Source organism: Desulfobaculum sp. SPO524 (assembly GCF_044987625.1).
GTDB lineage: Bacteria > Desulfobacterota > Desulfovibrionia > Desulfovibrionales > Desulfovibrionaceae > Desulfobaculum.
In genome coordinates this window covers 171,214-191,511 of the sequence record NZ_JBJDSB010000006.1, presented here as the reverse complement: position 1 = coordinate 191,511, position 20,298 = coordinate 171,214, and the positions used below count along the sequence as shown (strand labels likewise).

The window sequence follows — 20,298 nt, the reverse complement described above, 5'->3', positions numbered from 1 at the left end:
TGCCCAAAAAGCGCCAACAGCCACACCACGCCGTCGGCGCTTTTTTTATGCCCAAGACCCACCATCCCTCTGCCCCCCCTCAATTCAAACATTGACTTTCCACCATCGCCCTGCGTTAACGTCCTTACAGGACAACAACTCTCTCACTGACAAACCCACACCGGAGAATGAAGTGCGCGCGAAAAACATCACTATACGCCCGACTACTGACGCCGATATCCAAACAATTTTCAGCATTCATTCGGCGGCATTTGGTCAGGAGGACGAAGCGCAGCTGACGCTGAACCTCTTACGCGACCCGAGCGCGGCGCCGCTGTGTTCGCTGCTGGCCTTCGATGGCGACACGGCTGTGGGGCACATTCTGTTTACGAAAGTGACGATCTCTGGCAGTGACGCCCGCGCGGCGATTCTCGCTCCGCTGGCTGTGACGCCGCAGGCTCAGCGGCAGGGGATTGGCGGGCTGTTGATCCAAACCGGACTGCGCCACCTGAAGGACATGAACTTCGGCTTCGTGTTCGTGCTTGGTCACATCGAATACTATCCCAAACACGGCTTTGTTCCCGCCCACCCCTTTGGTCTGTACCCGCCGTATCCAATCCCCAAAGAGATGCAGGACGGGTGGATGGTCCAGCCGCTGGGCCTTGAGCTAGGCACTGTGCAGGGAACCATTAACTGCGCGGACGAGCTGAATAAGCAGGAATACTGGAGCGAATAATCTCCCGCCTCTTTTTTCCGCCTCCTTCTCCTCTCTTTCCTGCACACCCCACTTCCCCCTTCACCAACACAAAAGCCCGCCCCGTGTATCAACACGCGGCGGGCTTTATGATGCCTTTTTCTCGGCGCATGGCCGTTATTTCACGGCAAGGCGCACCTCCGTCAGCAGTTCCTGCGGCGGGACGTGACGGGGATCGTTCAGATAGATTTCCACGCAGGGCTTGGGATCGAACTCCCGGCCAAGGGCAGGCAGCGCTTCGTCCATGAGGGCGGCGTAGACGTGCTTCAGCTCGGAGTATGGGCCTTTGACCACAGCGCAAAGGTAATCTCCACCATCAATGTCCATCAGCTCCACGGGGGGCGTCGGCGCGATGGAGTCGTCTACGGTGACGCAGGCATCGTAACGAATCTGGTTCGGCGAGGTGACGGCGGGGTCGTCGTGACCGACGCCAAGATAGAGGGCGTCCTCGGTCGCGGCTCCGGCGGGGATGGCCCATTCCATGAGCGTGGTCCAAACCTGCTCGCACTCCTCATAGGGGCCGACGTGGCGCACCTTGGCGACGTGCATGGGGGCAAGTGTCTTGACCTCTGCGGTTGCGCCAAAGGCTTCAAGGGAAAACGTCTTTTCAGGCATGGAGAACCTCCTCGGGGTGTAGGTGTTGCTGTCCTGCCCTTATAGCGCGTGCGGGGGATGGGAATCCTGACCGTTTTTGCTGTTTTGCCTAGCGGGCAACAAGGGGGATGCGCACCTCGGTCCGCAGGTCCTCCGGGGCGGTATGCTCCGGGGTGTTAAGATAGCACTCCACACTGGGGGCGTTGCGGAATTCACGGCCAAGGGGCGGAATGCCCTGCCCGCAGATGGCGGCGTACACGGCTTGGAGGTTGTCGTATGGCCCGGTGTAGGTGCAGCAGGCGTAGTCGCCGCCTTGAATGGTGATGGGCGTGATGGGAGCCGGCGGCGGGGGCACCTCGCCGCTGATGGTCAGGCAGGCGTCATAGCGGATGAAATTGTCCTGCGTGATGGCGGGGTCATCGTGGCTGACGCCGAAAAAACGGGTCTGCGGCGTCAGTAGCCCTTGCGCCCCGGCCCAGCCGCACAGGGTCTCCCACGCCCAGCCGCAGTCGTAATAGGAGCCAACATGCCGGACCGAAAGCACGGCGGCGTCGGGGATGGTCCTGACGGTGATGCTGAGACCAAAGCGGTCCAGCGCATAGTCTGGATGCGCGCACAACGTTTCGCGCGGGCTGCCGCCGCGGCCAAGCAGTTCAGGGGAGCCATGAAGACGAAAACGCTTGGGCGGCGTGCCGAAATGCGTCTTGAAAGCGCGGGTGAAGGCTTCCTGCGATTCATAGCCGGCCTCAAGGGCGATGTCCGCAATACTGCGGGAGGAATACAGAAGCCATGACGCCGCACGGTCAAGGCGCAGGCGGCGCTGATAGGCCTTCACACTTTGCCCCACCATGCCCGTAAACAGCCGATGAAAATGAAACGGCGACAGGTACGCCTGCTCGGCAATGGCGTCCAGGGAGAGGTCTTCGGCAAGGTGCTGTTCAATGTAGAGGAGCGCCTTGTGGATGCGTTCGGCGTAGGTGTACTGGCTGGCCTGTGTCGTCACGGCGGTTGTCCTGTTGGTATGGGGTGAGTGCTCTGCGCTGTATGCTAGCGGCATTTGAAAAGGACGCAAAGCGATTTCCATAGCGTCTTGCTCAAGGGCTCAAAACGTCGTATCGTCATCGGGAAACCCTGTAATCTTAAGAGTCCGGGAGTGTCGATGCCTGACGACGTACTGACGCATGCCGAAATTGCGGAGTCTCTAGGCGTTTCCGTCTCCACCGTAAAGAACTACCGCTCCAAGTTTCCGGAGTGCCTGCCCATTGCGCGCACAGGCAAACCCCTTGGACTGGCGCCGCAGTGCCTTGCGGTGTGCCGCGCCATCCGCGAGGGCTTTGGCGAGGGCCTTTCTGTGGAACAGGTGCGCCAGCGCCTGTATGAGCAGTTCCCCTCATGCCGCGAGAAGGGGCGCGCTCCGGGTATCCGGCGGGTTCGGGGAACGGGCGCGGACGTGCTGGGCGGCATTGAACGCAGCCTCACGCAACTGGAGTCCGCCCAGTCCGCCGTGATGGAGCGTGTGGCCTCGCTGGAGCAGCGCATAGACGCCATCCTTGGCCGCGCGCAGGCTTTGGGCGGCGTGGGCGCAGGCGGCGCTGACAGCCCGGAAATGCTGGAGGAACTTGCGCGGCTGCGGGAAGACGTCTCGGCCCTGCGCAGCGGCTGTCGCGCTGGCGAGGCGCCGGGGGCGCGCGTGGTGACAATCCGCGGCAAGAACGGCCGGGCGGAGCGCTGGAGCGTGGGCCGTGTGGACGCAAAAGAGCAGCCGCCCCGCCAAACCGCTCCGCAGGACGAACCGCCCGGACCACAACGTGAGGCCCCGCGCGCGCCGCAGGAGCAGGAGGCATCACCGCAGGGCGGCGCATCAGCGGCCGCAACGCTTGATACGGATGTCGCCGCATTGCCACTGGTAGTGCGTTCCGCGACAGGGGATTTCCTCGGCATGTCGCTTGGTTCCGGGGCGGCAGTGACCCCTGCCGTGCTGGAGCGCGCCGTTACTGCCGAGCAAGGGCGCGCGAGCGCGTGGCGGCAGGCGGAGGAGAACACGTGGGCGGGCACCCTTGGCTCCGGCGCACAGACCCATGAGGTCCGCATCGCGGTGGTGACAACGCCCCGGGGCAACCGTGTGGCGCATTTGGAACGGCTGCGCCTTGGGGGGCGCGACATGGACGCGGCATTCCTGCGCGAATTCTTACGGCGGCTGCGCGATGCGGCGGAACCCTCAACCACGGCGGCGGAGTAAGCCATGCGGTCACGACGCGCGGAACACGGCAAAGCGGCAATGAGGGCGGAGTGTTGGGGCGGGCTGGACGTCGGCTCGGTCAGTGTGAAACTGGTGGTCCTTGATGCGGACGGCTCTCCCCTTGTCCAGCGTTATGAGCGCCATAGAGGCGAGCCGGAAGCCGTCGCCCTGCGCCTGTTGGCTGACGCCCTGGACGCCCACGGCGGCTTTGCCCTGACCATGACGGGCTCCGGCGCCCGGCGGCTGGCCGACGAGGCAAAAGCCGAACATATTTCGGAGCTGGCGGCCCATGCGGCTGGTGTTTTGGCCGCCGTGCCGGAAGCGGCCACAATTATTGAAATAGGCGGTGAGGATTCCAAACTTATCACCCTTGCTGACGGCGTGCTGGACGACTTCTCCCTCAACTCCGTGTGCGCGGCTGGGACCGGGGCCTTTTTGGACCAGCAGGCCGAACGTATGGGCCTTAGCATTCAGAATTTTAGCGCTGTGGCCCTAGAATGCCCGGAGCCGCCACGTGTGGCGGGACGGTGTAGCGTCTTTGCCAAATCGGACATGATTCACCTGCAGCAGGTTGGCGCGTCCGTGCCGGATATCGTGGCAGGGCTGTGCTTTGCCGTGGCACGCAATTTCAAGGGAGCCATTGTCCGTGGCCGGGCGGTGCGCCAGCCCGTGACCTTTGTGGGCGGCGTGGCGCTCAGCGCCGGAATGCGCCGGGCATTGCGGGAAGTTTTGGGGTTGGACGCCCTGCATGTGCCGCCGCAGCCCACCACCACGGGCGCGCATGGCGCGGCCCTCATCGCTCAGCGCGAGGGGCGCGGGGCATGGTTGGATGCGGCCGTCCTTGCAGCCCTGCGCAAACGGTGCGAGGCCCGCCGCACCGGGCGCGATGTGCGCGCGCCCCTTGTGGATGATGCCGCAGCGTTTGCCGCGCGACACCCGGAATCCATGACCAATGATGTCGCCCCCCTCCCGCCGGAAGGCTGCGACGGCTACCTTGGCGTGGACGTGGGGTCCATCAGCACCAATCTTGCCGTTGTGGACGCGGCAGGACGCGTGTTGGCGCGGCGCTACCTGCGCACGGCCAGCCGTCCCATCGAGGCCGTCCGGCGCGGTCTGCGCGAAATTGGCCATGAGCTTGGCGGACGCGTACGCATCTGCGGGGCCGGCACCACAGGGTCCGGGCGGTATATGATTGCGGACTTTATTGGCGCGGACGTGGTGCTCAATGAAATCACGGCGCAGGCGCGGGCGGCAGTCTTCCTTGATCCCGCCGTGGATACCATCTTCGAGATAGGCGGACAGGACTCCAAATTCATCAGTATTGACGACGGCGTCATTGCCGACTTTGCCATGAACAAGGCCTGCGCCGCAGGCACCGGGTCCTTTCTTGAGGAACAGGCCGAAAAACTGGGCATTGATATCACGGGCGAATTCGCCCGGCGCGCCCTTACCGCCCCTGCGCCTTGCCGCCTTGGCGAGCGCTGCACGGTGTTTATGGAAAACAGCCTGCTCTCCGCCCTTGCGCAAGGGGCGGGCATGGACGACCTGCTGGCCGGGCTGGCTTATTCCATTGTGGAGAATTATCTGGGCCGCGTTGTGGGCAAGGGACGCATTGGCTCGCGGATTTTCTTTCAGGGCGGCACGGCTTTCAACCGCGCCGTCATCGCCGCCTTTGAGCGCATCCTTGAGACGCCCATCATGATCCCCCAGCACCACGACGTCACCGGAGCCATAGGCATGGCCCTGTCCGCGCGCGACGCCATCGCTGAAGGCCAGCGCCCCACGGCGTTTCGCGGCTTCCACCTTGGTAAACGGCGCTACGAGCAAAAATCCTTTACCTGCAAAGGGTGTGAGAACCAGTGCGAAATCCGCGCCGTACGCATCGAAGGTGAGTCAGACAGTTTGTATTACGGCGGACGCTGCGAAAAGTACGACATCCGCCGGGCAAGTGAGCCACCCGGAGAGGACCTGTTCGCCTTCCGCCACCGCGCCCTTATGGCCGAGCATACACAGCGCGGCGAGCACTTTCGTCAAGCGGGCGGACGGGCGCGGCGAGGGCGTATGGGCGTGCCGCAAGCGTTCTTCCTGCACGACCTGTTGCCCTTTGTGACGACTTTTCTCTGGGAATGCGGGTTTGAACCCGTCCTCTCCCCCGCAACACGCGCGGCAGTGACCCGCCTCGGGGCCGAGGCGGTGCTTGCGGACACCTGTTTCCCGGTCAAGGCCGCCCTCGGTCACGCCCTGCACCTGCTGCACTCGCAGTTCGATGCCGGGGAAGGGTGCGAGGCGCTGTTTGTTCCGTCCTTCATCAACATGAACACTCCGGACGACCCGCACGGCGACGGCCTCTCGTGCCCTCTGACGCAGAGCTATCCCTTTCAGGTCCGCCAGCTTGCCCCGCGCGCGGCCGTGGTGGCCCCAGCCCTGAACCTGCGCCACGGCGCCCGGGCCGTGGAGCGTGAACTGCATGCCGCACTCCGCCCATGGCGCGTCTCGCGCCGCGAAGTCCGTGCGGCGCTCTCCCGTGCGTGGACAGCGCAGCACGACTTTGAGGACCGCCTGCGCGCCAAGGGCCGCGAAGTGCTGAAGCACCTCGACACCGAGGCCGCCGTGGTGGTGGGGCGCCCCTACAACGCCTTTGATTCCGGCATGAACCTCGACCTGCCGCGAAAGCTGGCGGGCCTTGGCATCCCGGCCATCCCCATGGACTTTTTGCCGGCAGAGGACGTCAGCGAGACGTGGGGGACCATGTACTGGCGCTCCGGGCAGCGCATTTTGCGCGCGCTTCGCGCCGTGCGCGGCGATGCGCGGCTGTATCCCATTTGCATTGGCAGTTTTTCCTGCGGGCCGGACGCCTTCATTAACTCGCTGGCCGAACGTGAGCTGGCGGGAACGCCCGCCCTCTTTCTGGAAATTGATGAGCACAGCGCGGACGCAGGCATCATCACCCGGGTGGAGGCCTTTTGGGACAGCATAGGCACGCGGCGCAAGGCCGGACGCGAGCAGCGCGCTATGCGCCCCCGCCTGCCGCGCCCAGCCGCGTATACAGGACGCGGGCGCACCGTGTACCTGCCACGTATGTCCGACGGCTCGTACGGACTGGAATCCGCATTTCGGGCCTGCGGTGTCGAGGCCGAGGTGCTGCCGCGTACCACGCCGGACACAGTGTCCCTCGCGCGGAGGGAGTGCTCCGGCAAGGAGTGCTATCCCTACGCCACCACCCTTGGTGATGTGCTGGCAAAATGCGCGGAGCCGGGCTTTCAGCCGCAGCATTCTGCCTTTTTCATGCCCGGGGGAACCGGCCCGTGCCGCTTTGGGCAATACAACCACGCCCAAAGCATGGTTCTGGAGTCCCTCGGCTACGCGGATGTTGCCCTGTACGCTCCGGAACAATCCGCCCGCCTGTATGATGACTTGGGCATTGCTGGGCGCGACCTCGCCCGCCGCTGTTGGTACGGCATCGTCGCCTACGACCTCTTGACCAAATGCCTGCACGAAACGCGTCCCAACGCGGCAGACCCCGAACAGGTGGACGCCTGCCACCGCGAGCACAGTCGCCGCCTGCGGCTGGCGCTACGCGGGCCGCTTGATGCCGCGCCGCGCGCCCTTGCCGCCGCGCGTGATGATTTCGCCGCCCTGCGCAGCGGCCATAGCCCACTGGTGCCCCGCATCGGCATCGTCGGGGAAATTTACGTGCGCTCCAACGCCTTCTGCAATGAGGAGATTTGCCGCAAGGTCATGGAGCTTGGCGGGGAGCCATGGCTTGCCCCCATCGGCGAATGGATTGCCTACGTCAACGCCATGTCCGTGCAGGACGCCTGCCGTGAACGCGACCTGCGCGCTCTGCTCACCCTCGGCATGACCCGGCGGGTGCAGGCGGGCATCCAGCGCCGCCTTGAGCACGTCTTTGACGGGCACCTGCGGACCATCCACGAACCGGATACCGCCGCCACCCTGCGAGCCGCAGCGCCCTACATCAACGACAGCCTGCGCGGGGAGGCGGTGCTCAGCGTTGGCGCGGCTGTGAATATGATCCACGCCGGGTGCCATGGCGTTATCAATGTCATGCCCTTTGGCTGTATGCCCGGGACCGTCGTCACAGCGCTGCTGCGTACCGTCAGCCACCACTATGGCGTCCCCTGCATCTCTCTGGCCTTTGACGGCACCGCGTCCCCGGCAAACCGCCTGCACGTGGAGGCCTTCATGGAACAGGCCAAAGCCCGCGCCCAGCGGCAGGCCGAAACAGGAGCGCCCGTCCCCGCAACCTAGCCAAGCCCTTTCCTTTCCTGCCAAGCCACGATACAGAACCTTCTGTACCGGATATGCGAAGGCTTTGGGACACGTGAGGAGCGTTGGGCAAATGCCAGTCTTTCGATTTGAAGCCGCCACACCAGAGGGCAAGGTGCTGAAGGACACCGTGGATGCCGCCAGCCGCTTCGAGGCCGGGCGCATCCTGCGCGAGCGCCACCTTGTCCCCTTGTGGCTGGAGGACGTTGGCCGTGGCGCGCCGAGCACGCCCTCCTCACTGCGCAGGGCCCTCGCCGCCCGGATGCGCTCGCCTCTTGCCCCGCGCGACTTTGCGTCCATGACCACCCGCCTTGCCACGCTGCTGGATGCAGGGCTTCCCCTCGACGCCGCGCTCACCAGCATGCTGCAGCACGGTGTTGGCGCGCGCCCGGAGCGCATCCTCGCCAGCATTCGCGAGCAGGTTCGCGCCGGGGCCACCCTTGCCGAGGCTATGGAGCGCACGCAGCAGCAGTTCTCCCCCATGGTTCTCGCCATGGTGCGCGCCGGAGAGGCCTCCGGAATGCTGGCCACCGTGCTGGGAGAAATCGGCGCGGCAACCACCCGCTATGACGCCCTGCGGCGCCGCATCCGAAGCGCGCTGACCTATCCGGCCTTTTTGTGCTGCGTTGGCGCAGGAGTGGTCGCCTTTCTTCTCGCCTTTGTTGTACCGCGCCTCACGGCAATCTTTACGGATTTTGACCACGCACTGCCCGCGCCAACGCAGGTGCTGATGGCTCTGAGTACCACCGTAACTGTGTGGTGGCCGTGGATTCTGGCAACCGTCCTTGTCGCCGCCCTTGCCCTTCGGCTGTGGGCCCGCACTGCGGCAGGACGCCGCACCCTCCATACCGCCGCGCTACGCACGCCATTTTTCGGCACGCTCTGGCGGCGCTTCGACGCGGGGCGCTACGCAAGGACGCTCTATTTGCTCCTGAAACACGGGGTACCCCTGCATCAAGCTCTGAGCATCACGCAGGGCGTCTTGAGCAATGCGGCCCTCCAACGCGGGAGCCTCAGCGTGCGTGGTGACGTCATCGCCGGAGGCACCCTGGCCGCAGCGCTAGGCCGCCAAAAGCTCTTTGACGCTGGCGACATGCAAATGATTGCCGCAGGGGAGGAGTCCGGCGCCCTTGCCGACATGCTCCGCACCGTGGCCCGCGCCTGCGAAGCGGACGTGCAGGGCGCCCTCTCGCGCGGGATGGCGCTGTTGGAGCCGGTCCTTATTCTCGTCCTTGGCTCCATTGTTGGCGGCATTGTTTTGGCCATTATGCTTCCACTTTTCGAGATGGGCAGCCTTCTGAGCGGCTAAACCCCTCTCGCCTTCCCGGTGGTGACAAAAGCCACAGGAAACCGTACCCTTGGACCAGTACGCCCCGCCCGGGGCTTTTTTCGCGGACATTCAACGCACGCAAGAGAGCACGCGATGAGCACGAATATTCTCGTTACCGGCGGTGCCGGATACATTGGCAGTCACACCTGCAAACAGCTCAAGGCCGCAGGCTACACCCCCGTCACGTTTGACAACATGGTGTATGGACATGAATGGGCCGTGAAGTGGGGTCCCCTCGTCAAAGGGGATATTCAGGACCGCGCCGCGCTGGACGCCGCCTTCGCAAAGTACGCACCTGCCGCGGTAATCCATTTCGCCGCGTACACCTATGTTGGCGAATCCGTGGAGGATCCGGGTAAGTACTATCGCAACAACGTGTACGGCACCGTGAACCTGCTGGAAGCCATGCGCGACCACAATTGCGGTAATATTATTTTTTCCAGCACCTGCGCGACCTACGGTGTGCCCGAGACCATGCCCATGACCGAGCAGCTCCCCCAGCGCCCCATCAATCCCTACGGCTGGACCAAGCTCATGATTGAACAGGTTCTGCGCGACTTTGAACACGCCCATGGCATCAAGCACATGGCCCTGCGCTACTTCAACGCCGCAGGCGCCGACCCCGACGGCGAGATTGGCGAGGATCACGACCCCGAAACCCACCTCATCCCCCTCACCGTGCTGGCGGGCCTTGGCCGCCGTGGACCCATCAAGATTTTCGGGCAGGACTACCCCACCCCCGACGGCACGGCCATCCGTGACTACATCCACGTCACCGACCTTGCCGACGCCCACGTGCTCGGCCTTGGGGTGCTGCTGGACGGTGGCGAAAGCCGCATGATCAACCTCGGCACCGGACACGGCGCCAGCGTCAGAGAAGTCGTGGACGCCGTAGGACGCTCCCTCGGCTCCCCCGTCCCAGCAGAAAACGCCCCCCGCCGCGCCGGAGACCCGCCCATGCTCGTGGCAGACGCCACACGCGCCAAAACCGAACTCAGCTGGACCCCGCGCTACACCAACCTCGATGACATCGTCGGCACCGCCTGTCGCTGGCACAAAGCGCATCATGGTGAGTAAACAAAGGCCGGTGAACGAGAAGACGGCTTTGTAACTCGATAAAAAAACGATCTAAGAACGCCTCCGTCAGAGATGACGGGGGCGTTTTTTCTTTGTCTCCACACGGCCGAGAGCACGCCGGGGGTGACGACCGTCCTATCCACACGCACCCGGCCTGTGCGCACTTGGGATTCTCAAGGGCCGCGCCCTTGAGCCTGCGGAGCACACAACGCGTGGCGTCTCCATCCTCCATACAGCTTTTCCCTCCTCATGGAGGCCCCCGTGCCATGTCCCCTTTGGCGTTGACTGAAAAATGGGTGTCAAGTAGTGGCAATAGGGACATCGTTACAGGTGGTCCGTATTTGCTGCGCTGTCTTGGCCAGTTGTGCGGCGCTCTCGCGATGCTGAGAGGATGATGATGCGCTGTGTGTCGTGGTTTGTCGTGTTTGTGCTTGTGTGCGCCGGTCTGTATTGGCTTGCCGAAGCTGTACAGATTTGGCGCTCTCCTGTGCTGGAGGCGGCGCCGCTGCGTGCGCCTTTGGGCGCGCATCAGGGCTGGCGGGCGCCAAGCCTACGGGACTGTGAGGTTGCGGCGGGGAGTGACGTTCTTGCGCCTTTGCCGGGACAGGCGGCGCGGCGTGATGACAGTGAACTTGATGCCTTGCCGCTTGCGGGGCCGGAGGTGTCGCTTCGGGGGACTATGGTGTCGCATGATGCGCGGCTGTGCAGGGCTGTGATTGCGTGTGGCGGCGCTGAGAATGCGCTGCGTGTGGGCGATGCAGTCGGCGGGGCGCGGCTTGTGTCCGTGTACCGGCGCGGAGCGGTGCTGGAGCGTGACGGGCGGCGTGTTGCGCTGCTGTTTGATGGCGCGGAACGCTCCGCAAAGCCGGCGGCATACCGACAACAACCAATGTATGACGATATGTCATACACGCTGGATCGGCAAGAATTCCAGACCATTGTGCGGAGTCCGTCTGCGGTGCTGCGGCAGGCGGCGATGACGCCGGGGCGCGAGAAGGGCCGTGGGGGCTTTCGTGTGCAGTGGGTGCAGGAGGGGGGCTTCTTTGCCCGCCTTGGTCTGCGGCAGGGGGATTTTATTACGGCGGTGAACGGACGGCAGGTAACGAGCCTGCCTGAGGCGCTGGGCCTGATGGACGAGTTGGGGCGGGAGCATTTTGAGGTGGAGCTGTTGCGGAAGGGCGTGCGCCGTACTCTGGTGGTGACTCTCCGATGATGTGGGCGCGCGGGGCTTGTGTTGGCGCCATGGCGCTTGCGGCGGTGCTGTGCCTGCTGGTTGGCGGCGTTGTGGCGGCTGACGGCGGTGAGGGCGCTGGGGCGGATGGCGTGCGTATGGATTTTGAGGATGCGGATATCCGGTCGCTCATCAAGTACATCAGCGATGTGACGGGCCGGAATTTTATTGTGGACCGCCGGGTGAAGGGGCGGGTGACGGTGCTGTCGCCGCGCGCCATTACAGCGGATGAGGCGTATGGGGTCTTTGCGTCGGTGCTGGAGGTGCACGGCTTTACCACGGTGGAGCAGGGGGCGGTGACGAAGATTGTCCCCTCGGCGCAGGCGCAGAGTATGAGCGTCCCGACCCGCGCCGGGCTACGGCCCTCGGCCGGCGGCGAAGCGGTGATGACGCAGGTGCTCCCCCTGACGCACGCCAGCAGTTTGGATTTACGCAAGGCGCTCTCCGGCCTTGTGTCTGCGGCTGGGCTGATGGCGGACTATCCGGCTGGAAATATGCTGATTGTGACGGATTATCGCTCCAATGTGGAGCGCATTGCGGGCATTGTCCGGCGCGCGGATACGGCGGCGCGCGATGGGCATGTGGGTGTGTTTGCCATGCGCCATGGGAGCGCACCGGCCACCGCGGAGGTGGTGACCCGCCTGCTGGCGGAGCGGCGCGAGGCGCGCCTCAGGCGGGGCGAGAGTGTGTCGCATACGGTGGCGGGGCTGGCGCGGACGAATACGGTTATCGTGGTGGGCGTGCAGGAGGACGTGGAGCTTGTGCGGCGGCTGGTGCGCGCCATGGATGTCCCGACGCCGGAGCATACGGGCACGGTGCACCTTGTGTATTTGGAGAATGCGGACGCGGCGAGCGCGGCGGAGGTGCTGCGCACGCTGATGGAGGAGCGCGCGGGCGAGACGGGTACGGATGCCACGCGGCGGCATATCAGCGTGGTGGCGGATACGGCGACCAACGCCCTTGCCATTGCCGCGCCGCAGGAGGAGTTCGCGGTGCTGTCGCAGATGATCCGCCGCCTGGATGTGGCGCGGCGGCAGGTGTATGTGGAGGCGCTGATTATGGAGGTCTCCGCGGATAAGGGCCTGAGCTTTGGGGTGAATTGGTCCGCCGGTGGCACAACGCGCATCGACGGCACGGACGCGCTGGTCTTTGGCGGCTCCAACCCCGGCGGCGCGCCCGGCGTGGTGGATGGCGCGCGCGAGACGTTCTCCATGCCGTCCGGATTTTCGGCGGGGCTGGTGCTGTTTCCCTTCACCATTGGCGACCAGCGCTTTAATTCCGTGGAGTCGCTCATTTCTGCGTCCAAGGTGGATACGGGCTTTAAGGTGCTGGCAACGCCCCAGCTCCTGACCTTGGATAATGAAGAAGCGCGGGTGGACGTGGTGGACACCATTCCCTTTGTGGAGCGCGTCACCACGGAGAGCAAAGACACAGAGTCCACGCAGAGCATTACCTATAAGGACGTGGGCGTGAAGCTGACGGTCACCCCGCAGATTGGCACGCACGACATGCTGCGCCTGCGCCTGCATCAGGAGGTCAGCCGTGTGGTGAACAAGACGGTGTCCGTTGGCGAGAGCGAGCCGCTGCTCCTCGCCCCCACCACCAAAAAGCGCGAGGTGGAAACCACAGTGCAGGTGCGCGATGGACAAACCATTGTCATTGCGGGCCTGCTGAGCCGCGACGAATCGCGCGACCGCAATCAGGTGCCGGGCCTTGGGGACGTGCCGGGGCTGGGGTGGCTGTTCAAGTCCAAGAGCACCCGGCAGAGCGATACGAATTTGTTGCTCTTCCTAACGCCGCGCATCATCGACAGCCCGGAGCACGCCGCGCGCATCGCGCGCGAAAAGCGGCGCGAACTGGAGCGCGTGGGCGTGGATGATGACGGCCTCGGCGAGGCATGGATTGCGCCGCCGCCCTTGCCGCAACCGGTGCTGGAACCATGAGCGTCCTTCATCGGCACACGGCGCAGGGGCAGGCCAGACAAGGGCGCACCAGACAAGGCCGCGAGCCGCAGGCTCCGTTAGGGCGCCAGTCCCTTGATGACGCGCTGGGGGCGCACCCCTTGGTGCCGCAGCAGGCGGCACAGGCTCTGCGGCGCGAGGCAGGCGCGACGGGCGAGGCGCTGTTGCGCGGGCTTGTACGCGCGGGACATATGGCGGAGATGGACGCCGCGCGGGTGCTTGCCGGGCAGTATGGATTGCCGGTGACGGACCTTGCCGATGCCACGGCGGATACGGACGCCCTTGGGGCCGTGCCCTATCTGTACATGAAGGACCACGGCGCGGTGTTGTGCCGCGATGGTGGCGGACGCGTGCTGGCTGTGGCCGGTGCGGACGGGCTGTTGGTGGCCGCGGACGCGGCGGCGGTGTTCGGCGCGGATGTGCGGGTGGCGGTGGCGCCGCGTTCGCGCATTGTCGCGCTGCTGGGCGCGGCGTATGGCGAGGCGGACGGTGATGATATTGGCGGCATTGTCATGCCGGGCGTAGGAGAGGGCGTAGGCGCAGGGCTGGACGCGGAGGCGGACATTGAGGCGTCGGCGAGGGATTTGCTGGATGAAACCAGCGACGCGCCCTTTATTCGGCTGGTGAACGCCATCATCGCCCGCGCCATCCGCGAGGGGGCGAGCGATGTGCATATTGAACCCTTCCCGGAGTCCCTGCGGGTGCGCTTTCGCCTTGATGGGGTGCTGTACGACAGGTGCCACCTTGCGGCGGGGCTGCATGCGGCCATGGTTTCGCGCTTGAAGATTTTGGCAAAGCTGGACATTGCCCAGCGCCGTTTGCCGCAGGATGGACGCATCTCCCTTGCCCTTGGGGGGCGCAAGGTGGACCTGCGCGTGGCAACCCTGCCAACGGGCTATGGCGAGCGCGTGGTCCTGCGCGTGTTGGAGAAGAGCGCGCGGGTGCTGTCCCTTGATGAGCTGGGCGCTCCGCCGGAGGACATCCGGCGCATTACGGGGCTGGCGGCGCTGTCCCACGGGGTGGTGCTTATCACCGGCCCGACGGGCAGCGGCAAAACCACCACACTCTATGCCCTGCTGCGGCACATCAATACGCCGGGCCGAAATATCCTGACCATTGAGGACCCGGTGGAATACCAACTGGACGGCATCGGCCAGATGCAGGTGCAGGAGAACATCGGCCTCACCTTTGCGGCCGGGTTGCGGTCCATTGTGCGGCAGGACCCGGACGTGATCCTTATCGGCGAAATCCGCGACCGGGAAACGGCGGAGATTGCGGTTCAGGCCGCACTGACAGGGCACCTTGTGTTCGCCACCCTGCACACCAACGACGCGGCCAGCGCGGTGACGCGCCTTGTGGATATGGGCATTGAGCCGTTTTTGCTGTCGTCCGTGCTGAGCGGGATTGTGGCGCAGCGGCTGGTGCGGCGGCTGTGCCCGTCCTGCGCGCAGGCGTATGAGCCGCAGGCGGAGGAATTGCGGGACCTTGGGCTGTCCCACCCTTTTGGCGGGGCCGGGCTGTACCGTGCTGGCGGGTGCGAGGCATGCCGGGGCACAGGCTACCGGGGCCGCAAGGCCGTGATGGAGGTGCTGTGTGTGGATGAATCCTTCCGGCGGCTTGTGGCGCAGACGGCCGATGCCGAGGCACTGCGCCGACACGCAGTGGCAGGGGGCATGCGTCCCTTGGCGCGATCGGCCTGCCGGGACGTTGTAGCCGGAAATACCAGCGTTGCCGAAGTGCTGCGCGTGACGAGGACGGCTTAGGCGTGCAGGCGTACGGGCATCCCACACGGCGCGCGGCGCAGCGGGGCATCACCTTCGTGGAAACGCTGGTGGCACTGGCGCTGGCAGGGCTTGGCCTTGTGGCCGTGCTGCATGGCGTGCAGCGCAGTCAGGCCGAGGTTGCGGCCCTGTCCCGGCGTGACGCAGTGGTGCGTGAGGCCGTGGCCCAGTTGGCGCGATGGCGCGCCCAGCCGCCCGGCCGCCGCTTTGTCCCCGGCACCGCGACTGATTCCGGAAGCCAGACGCCGGCGGCGACGCCGGACGTGACGTGGACCACGACAACATGGTGGCAGGAGCCGGGAGTGCTGGCCTTGCGTCTCACTGCGCGGTGGGGGAAGGCGGGCGAGCATAGCTATGCCATTGAAACCGCCAAGGTCTTGCGGAACCGCGAGGGCGGCCCTGCGGAGCGCCGGTCATGACGTCTTGCGTCACCATGCGTGCTGGCCGTGGCTTTACGCTGGTGGAGACGCTGGTGGCGCTGGCCGTGGCGGCGGCGCTGATTGTTGGCGCGCTGGGCGCGCTTCGCGGACTGATGCGCGGGGTGCAGGACGCGCGGGATGTGCAGGCGGCGCGCCATGCGGCGCGGGTTGGCCTTGCGCTTGTGGAGGATGATTTACGGTCCGCCGAAGTGGTGCGGACCCTGCCGCGTGGAAATGAGGAGCCGCGCGGCGTGGGCGGGCAGGTGCAGCTGCCAGCCCGCACGGCGCGGACTGTTCTGGACCTGACAACCCGGGCGCAGCCCCTTGAGGGGAGGGCGCTGGAGCCGGACGCGGTGCAGCGTGTCCGGTACATTCTGCATCCGGGTGAGGGCCGGGACGGCCGCGCCACACTTTTCCGTCAGGAGCGCGCGTCCTGCGGGCCGGATGATGGCCCATGGGCGCGCGCGGAAGTCTTTGACGCGGTGAGCAGTATGGATATTGCCGTGGAAGATGGCGACGCGGCGCGGGGGCTGCGCGTGGTGCGGGTTCGCCTTGGCCTTGCCATGGGGCAGGGGCATGGGCGCGTCTTTACCATTGCCGCGCCGGTGCGCGCGGCGGCCCTTCGCCCTGCTGACGGGGAGCGGCCATGACGGCGCGCGGGCAGGAACAGCGCGGGGGCGTGGTGCTCATTGTGCTGGTGGTGCTGGCGCTCGGCTCGTGGTGGGCGCTGGAACTCGCCCATAGCGTGCGGGTGGAACAGGCCGGTTCCGCGTGGCTGCGGGACAGGGCCGGGGCAACGGCGTTGGCTGAAGCGGGCATCGCCACCGGGCGCGCGGCCTTTGAGCGCGCGGCGCCGGAGCGCCTGCATCTGTCGCGCTTTGCGGCGCAGCAGGCGCAAGGGGGCGCGGCGGTGCCGGGCTACACAACGGGCGCGCTGCACGTGACCATCCAAGACGAGACGGGGAAGTTCCCCCTCAACGCACTGGCGCGGCTGCGCGCGCAGGAGGTGCGGGAGGCAAGCGGCCTTGCCGGGGTTTTCGTGCGGCTGGTGCGGTTGGCTGCGCAGGAGGCAGGCCGCCCACTGTCCCCAGCGCAGGCGCGGCGGATTCTTGGCCGCATGCGGGACTGGATGGACGCGGATGACGCCGCGTGCATGGCCGGTGGGGGCGGCGGACAGGCGGAACATTTTGGAACTGCGCCGGGCGGGTCCCGCGCGCCAAACCGCCCGCTGCGGACCCTTGGCGAGGCGCTCATGATGCCTGTGGGACCGGGGCTGACGGTGGGCGACGTGCTTCCGCCGGCTGAGGCGCGCAGGCTGCTTACGGTGGAGGACACGGGCGGACGCATCAATATCAATACCGCCCCGCGTGAGGTGGTCATGGCGCTGGTGACGGCGCCGGAGCGGGGTGAAGCCTTTTGGCGGGCTGTGGAGACCGGGCGGCGTAATGCGCGGCGTAGTAGGGTGCCCGGCTGGCATCTGCATCCCGGCGGGCCGGGCGGCGCATCCTTCGCGGCGGTGGTGGTCCGGTGTGTGGATGTGCGCGCGCGTGTGGCTGTGGTGGACGCCGAGGCCCGCTGTGGGCGGGTGACGCGGCGCATGCGTATGGCGGTGCGGCGCGTTGGCGGCGGCCCCTCGCAGGTCGTGTGGTCGCAGGTCTGGACAGGACAACGAGAAGGAACAAACGCGGCATGATGGGCGGTAGACTCTGTGTGGATTTGTCCCGGCGTCCTGTGCCGGTGGCCTGTGTTGGCGTGCGGCCACGCGTTCGCGCCGCCGCGCTTGTGGATGCTCCGGATGGTCCGCCGGATGCCGTGGCGGCCCGCATTGCGGATGCGGCGCGCGAGCGCGGTATGTCGTGGTCGGCCTGCGCCGTGGGCCTAGGCGCGGAGCGCATGCTGTGGCGTCCCTTCTCCTTTCCCCGCCGCGCCGGAGGGCGGCTTGCGCAGGCGGTGGAACTGGCGCTGGAGCAGGAACTCCCTACGCCTCTTGATGGCCTTGCTACCGCGTGGCGGCGCACGGGGCGCAGCGGCGCGCAGCGCACGGTGCTGGCCGCCGCGGTGGACCGGGAACGCGTGCGCGCCATGGTTGAGGCCTTTTGCCGCGTAGGGCTTACGCCCTGCTCGGTGTGGCCTGCGCAGCTTGGCCTTGCGCCGCTGGCTGCGCAGGGCGGCTCGGACGCGCTGGTCATGGACCTGCGGGGTACGGTGGTGGACCTTGTGGCCGTGGCGGGCGGGGAAGTTGTGTTTGTCCGGTCGGAATCTTTGGATGATGACGCGCCGCCGCAGGAGGCGCCGCGCCGCATTGCCATGTGGGCCGTGTGGTGCCGGGAGCGCGGCATCTGCGTGCCCACGCGGATTGTGTGGACGGGGCATGATACGGGCCTCGCGCGGACCATTGCCGAGGCCGCCGCGCGTTTGTGCGGGCTTGAAGTCTCGCCCGCACCGCCGCCCAAGGTGCCGGGCTATATGGACGGCGCGGATGCAGCGCAGTTTTCCGCGGCGGTGGGCCTTGCCGCCGTGGCGCGGCAGCGTGGACCGGGATTGTGTTTTGCGTCGCGGCGTGGCGGGGCGCGGCGCGGTGTGTCGCGCGGGGTGGTGGCGGCCTGTGCGGGGTTTGCCTGCGTCAGCCTTGCCGGAATGCTGGGGGCGGATATTGCCGATCACCACCGGGGCGCGGCGGCGCAGGTGGAGGCCATGCACGCCGCCGTTCATGAGGCGCTGCCCCGCCTTTCCGGCAGACGCAGCGCGCAGGAATATGCGGCTATCCTTCGCGCCCGCCGTGCGGCCCTTCGCGTGGAAGGCGCGGCGGAGCAGGGCCGCGTTCTTGGCGCGCTGGTGGCGCTGACGCGGTGCGCCGTTCCGGGCGCGAAGATGCGTCTGGTGCAGTTTTCTTGTGATGGCGAAGGGTTGCGGTGCACGGTGCGTGTGGACGGGGCGGTCAGCCCGGATGCTGTCGCCCGCGCCCTTGAGGCGTCGCCGGAGTTTGACGCCGTGCGCTGTGAGGCCGGGCCGAGGACGTCTGGCGGACGCGGCGCCGTCTACCGCCTGACCGCGCAACTGCGGGGCGCGCGATGAGCGTGCGTGGCGTGTTGCGCGCCGTGCGGAGTGGGGCGCTGCGGCGGTGGGTGAGCGCTGCGGCCCTGCTGGCGGCGGGGGCTGGTTTGGTCCTGCTGGCCCAGCAGCGGGAGCAGGCGCGCGCTCACTACGCCGCCACCGTCGCCACGACAGAGCACGTGCGGCGCGAGGCCGCGCAGTACCGCGCCGACATTGCAACAAGGCGGCCCCAATCCATTTTTGCGACGGCGCAGGAGTCTGCGGCCATTCCCGGCCCGCAGAGCAGTTTGCGAGATGTCCTCTTCTGGGCGGCCAAGGCGTCCGGCGTCGGCAGTGGCATGCGCCTTGATGACGGCGCGCAGCATGCCGTTACCGTGCATTTTGCTCCGCAGGGGGAGGGGGCGGCCGCGCCCCTTGGTGCGGTGCTTGGCTGTTTGTGGCGGGCGGAGCAGGTGAGTGGCGGGGCGCTCACCGCGCTGGAAATTGACACGTCGGGGCGCGCCGTTAACGTGACGGCGACCATATCCCGCGCCGCCCCCGGCGGCGCAGATGTACAAAGGGAGGACGCACGGTGAAACCGCGCACCACACCGCCGCGCCGGAGAGGGCGCGGGGGCTTTACGCTGTTGGAACTCATGGTGGTCATAGTGATTCTGGGCGTGCTGGCCGGGCTGGTGACGCCGCGTCTTATGGGCGAGCCGCACAAGGCGCGCGTGGTGAAGGCCAAGCTCCAGATGGAAAGCCTCGCCACCGCCCTGCACAAGTACGCCCTCGACTGCGGAGCCTACCCCACAACGGAGCAGGGGCTGGACGCCCTTGTGACCAAGCCGCGTACAGGCCGCGTTCCGCGTGACTATCCAAAGCACGGCTATATCGCCAAGGTGCCGCGCGACCCGTGGGGCACGCGCTATGTGTACCTCAGTCCGGGCGAGCATGGGCCTTTTGATGTGCTTTCCTATGGCGCGGACGGCCAACGTGGCGGCGTGGGCGACGATGCGGACATCGGTAGCTGGACCATCGAATAGCGCCTTCACGCTTGTAGAGGTGCTGGTCGTGCTGGCCATCGCGGCCTGCGTCGCGGGGTTTGCCCTTGCGCCGTGGCGCGGGGCTGGCGGCGCGGAGGCGCTGTATGCGACGGCCCGCCGGTGCGCCGCCGTGGTGCAACGCGCCCGCACGCAGGCCATGCTGACGGGCCAGCCATGGCAGGTGATTGTGGATTTGGACGCCCAAACGGTGGCGACGCGCCCCTCAGGCGCGCCGGAAAGCCCGCAGCGCCGCGCTGGGCGCGTGACCGTGCGGGACCCGCGCCGCATCCTTTGGGCGCGCACGGCGGCTTTGGGACGGCAGGATGCCGGACAGGTGGTGCTTGTGGCGCAGCCGTCCGGGCTGGTGAAGCCTGTGGTCCTGTGCGTCGGGGATGGCCGGGCGCGTGTGTGGGCGCGGGTGAAGGCCCTCAGCCAGCGTGTGACGGTGAGCCGCACGCCCGTGGAACGAATTGATACAAGAGCAGATGGGGGATGATATGGGCAGGGTGTTTCGGTGTTGCGCCGCGCTGTTGTGCGCTTGTGTGGTGTGTTCGTGCGCGTCGCGGTC

Annotated in this window: 17 protein-coding genes; 15 read left to right on the top strand and 2 right to left on the bottom strand. The window is 66.5% G+C overall.

Annotation, left to right across the window (positions count from 1 at the left end; all coding sequences use genetic code 11):
• Positions 1-172 precede the first annotated feature (172 nt).
• The gene (locus ACI3L3_RS16245) at positions 173-715 is read left to right on the top strand and encodes a GNAT family N-acetyltransferase (protein ID WP_404846203.1); all 543 of its coding nucleotides are present in this window, start codon (positions 173-175) and stop codon (positions 713-715) included.
• Positions 716-850: 135 nt separating this feature from the next.
• On the opposite strand, the gene ACI3L3_RS16240 is transcribed toward ACI3L3_RS16245, so the two are convergent.
• Both ACI3L3_RS16240 and ACI3L3_RS16235 read right to left on the bottom strand, forming a co-directional pair.
• On the bottom strand, positions 851-1,348 hold the full coding sequence (locus ACI3L3_RS16240; RefSeq protein ID WP_404846202.1) for a GyrI-like domain-containing protein: 498 nt from the start codon (positions 1,346-1,348) through the stop codon (positions 851-853).
• Positions 1,349-1,436: 88 nt separating this feature from the next.
• Positions 1,437-2,330: a GyrI-like domain-containing protein gene (locus tag ACI3L3_RS16235; RefSeq protein ID WP_404846201.1), complete on the bottom strand. Its 894-nt coding sequence runs from the start codon at positions 2,328-2,330 to the stop codon at positions 1,437-1,439.
• A gap of 156 nt (positions 2,331-2,486) precedes the next feature.
• Between ACI3L3_RS16235 and ACI3L3_RS16230 the strand changes: the two genes are divergently transcribed.
• The 14 genes from ACI3L3_RS16230 to ACI3L3_RS16165 all read left to right on the top strand — a co-directional run bounded on the left by ACI3L3_RS16230 (position 2,487) and on the right by ACI3L3_RS16165 (position 20,226).
• Positions 2,487-3,566 (top strand): hypothetical protein, encoded by a 1,080-nt coding sequence (locus ACI3L3_RS16230; protein ID WP_404846200.1) that lies wholly within the window; start codon positions 2,487-2,489, stop codon positions 3,564-3,566.
• Between the two features lie 3 nt (positions 3,567-3,569).
• Complete coding sequence (locus tag ACI3L3_RS16225) at positions 3,570-7,835, top strand: acyl-CoA dehydratase activase (protein ID WP_404846199.1); 4,266 nt, start codon at positions 3,570-3,572, stop codon at positions 7,833-7,835.
• A 91-nt stretch (positions 7,836-7,926) separates the two neighbouring features.
• Positions 7,927-9,162 (top strand): type II secretion system F family protein, encoded by a 1,236-nt coding sequence (locus ACI3L3_RS16220; RefSeq protein WP_404846198.1) that lies wholly within the window; start codon positions 7,927-7,929, stop codon positions 9,160-9,162.
• A 114-nt stretch (positions 9,163-9,276) separates the two neighbouring features.
• A complete protein-coding gene (galE, locus tag ACI3L3_RS16215; protein ID WP_404846197.1) occupies positions 9,277-10,260 on the top strand; it encodes a UDP-glucose 4-epimerase GalE in 984 nt (327 codons plus the stop codon).
• Between the two features lie 391 nt (positions 10,261-10,651).
• Positions 10,652-11,473 carry a PDZ domain-containing protein gene (locus ACI3L3_RS16210; RefSeq protein ID WP_404846196.1) on the top strand — a complete coding sequence of 274 codons (822 nt, stop codon included), beginning with the start codon at positions 10,652-10,654 and terminating at the stop codon, positions 11,471-11,473.
• Entirely contained in the window at positions 11,470-13,434 is a 1,965-nt protein-coding gene (gene gspD, locus ACI3L3_RS16205) for a type II secretion system secretin GspD (protein ID WP_404846195.1), read from the top strand. The genes ACI3L3_RS16210 and gspD overlap by 4 nt, the downstream gene beginning before the upstream one ends.
• The gene (locus tag ACI3L3_RS16200) at positions 13,431-15,215 is read left to right on the top strand and encodes a GspE/PulE family protein (protein ID WP_404846194.1); all 1,785 of its coding nucleotides are present in this window, start codon (positions 13,431-13,433) and stop codon (positions 15,213-15,215) included. Before gspD ends, ACI3L3_RS16200 begins: the two co-directional genes overlap by 4 nt.
• Before the next feature lie 2 nt (positions 15,216-15,217).
• Positions 15,218-15,652, top strand: coding sequence for a prepilin-type N-terminal cleavage/methylation domain-containing protein (locus ACI3L3_RS16195; RefSeq protein ID WP_404846193.1), 435 nt, complete (start codon positions 15,218-15,220; stop codon positions 15,650-15,652).
• On the top strand, positions 15,649-16,302 hold the full coding sequence (locus ACI3L3_RS16190) for a prepilin-type N-terminal cleavage/methylation domain-containing protein (RefSeq protein WP_404846192.1): 654 nt from the start codon (positions 15,649-15,651) through the stop codon (positions 16,300-16,302). Before ACI3L3_RS16195 ends, ACI3L3_RS16190 begins: the two co-directional genes overlap by 4 nt.
• Complete coding sequence (locus ACI3L3_RS16185) at positions 16,299-17,345, top strand: hypothetical protein (protein ID WP_404846191.1); 1,047 nt, start codon at positions 16,299-16,301, stop codon at positions 17,343-17,345. Before ACI3L3_RS16190 ends, ACI3L3_RS16185 begins: the two co-directional genes overlap by 4 nt.
• Entirely contained in the window at positions 17,342-18,727 is a 1,386-nt protein-coding gene (locus ACI3L3_RS16180) for a hypothetical protein (protein WP_404846190.1), read from the top strand. The genes ACI3L3_RS16185 and ACI3L3_RS16180 overlap by 4 nt, the downstream gene beginning before the upstream one ends.
• Positions 18,724-19,281, top strand: coding sequence for a hypothetical protein (locus ACI3L3_RS16175; RefSeq protein WP_404846189.1), 558 nt, complete (start codon positions 18,724-18,726; stop codon positions 19,279-19,281). The genes ACI3L3_RS16180 and ACI3L3_RS16175 overlap by 4 nt, the downstream gene beginning before the upstream one ends.
• Positions 19,278-19,730 (top strand): type II secretion system major pseudopilin GspG, encoded by a 453-nt coding sequence (gspG, locus tag ACI3L3_RS16170; protein ID WP_404846188.1) that lies wholly within the window; start codon positions 19,278-19,280, stop codon positions 19,728-19,730. The genes ACI3L3_RS16175 and gspG overlap by 4 nt, the downstream gene beginning before the upstream one ends.
• Positions 19,699-20,226: a Tfp pilus assembly protein FimT/FimU gene (locus ACI3L3_RS16165; protein ID WP_404846187.1), complete on the top strand. Its 528-nt coding sequence runs from the start codon at positions 19,699-19,701 to the stop codon at positions 20,224-20,226. The genes gspG and ACI3L3_RS16165 overlap by 32 nt, the downstream gene beginning before the upstream one ends.
• The last annotated feature ends 72 nt before the right edge of the window (positions 20,227-20,298 follow it).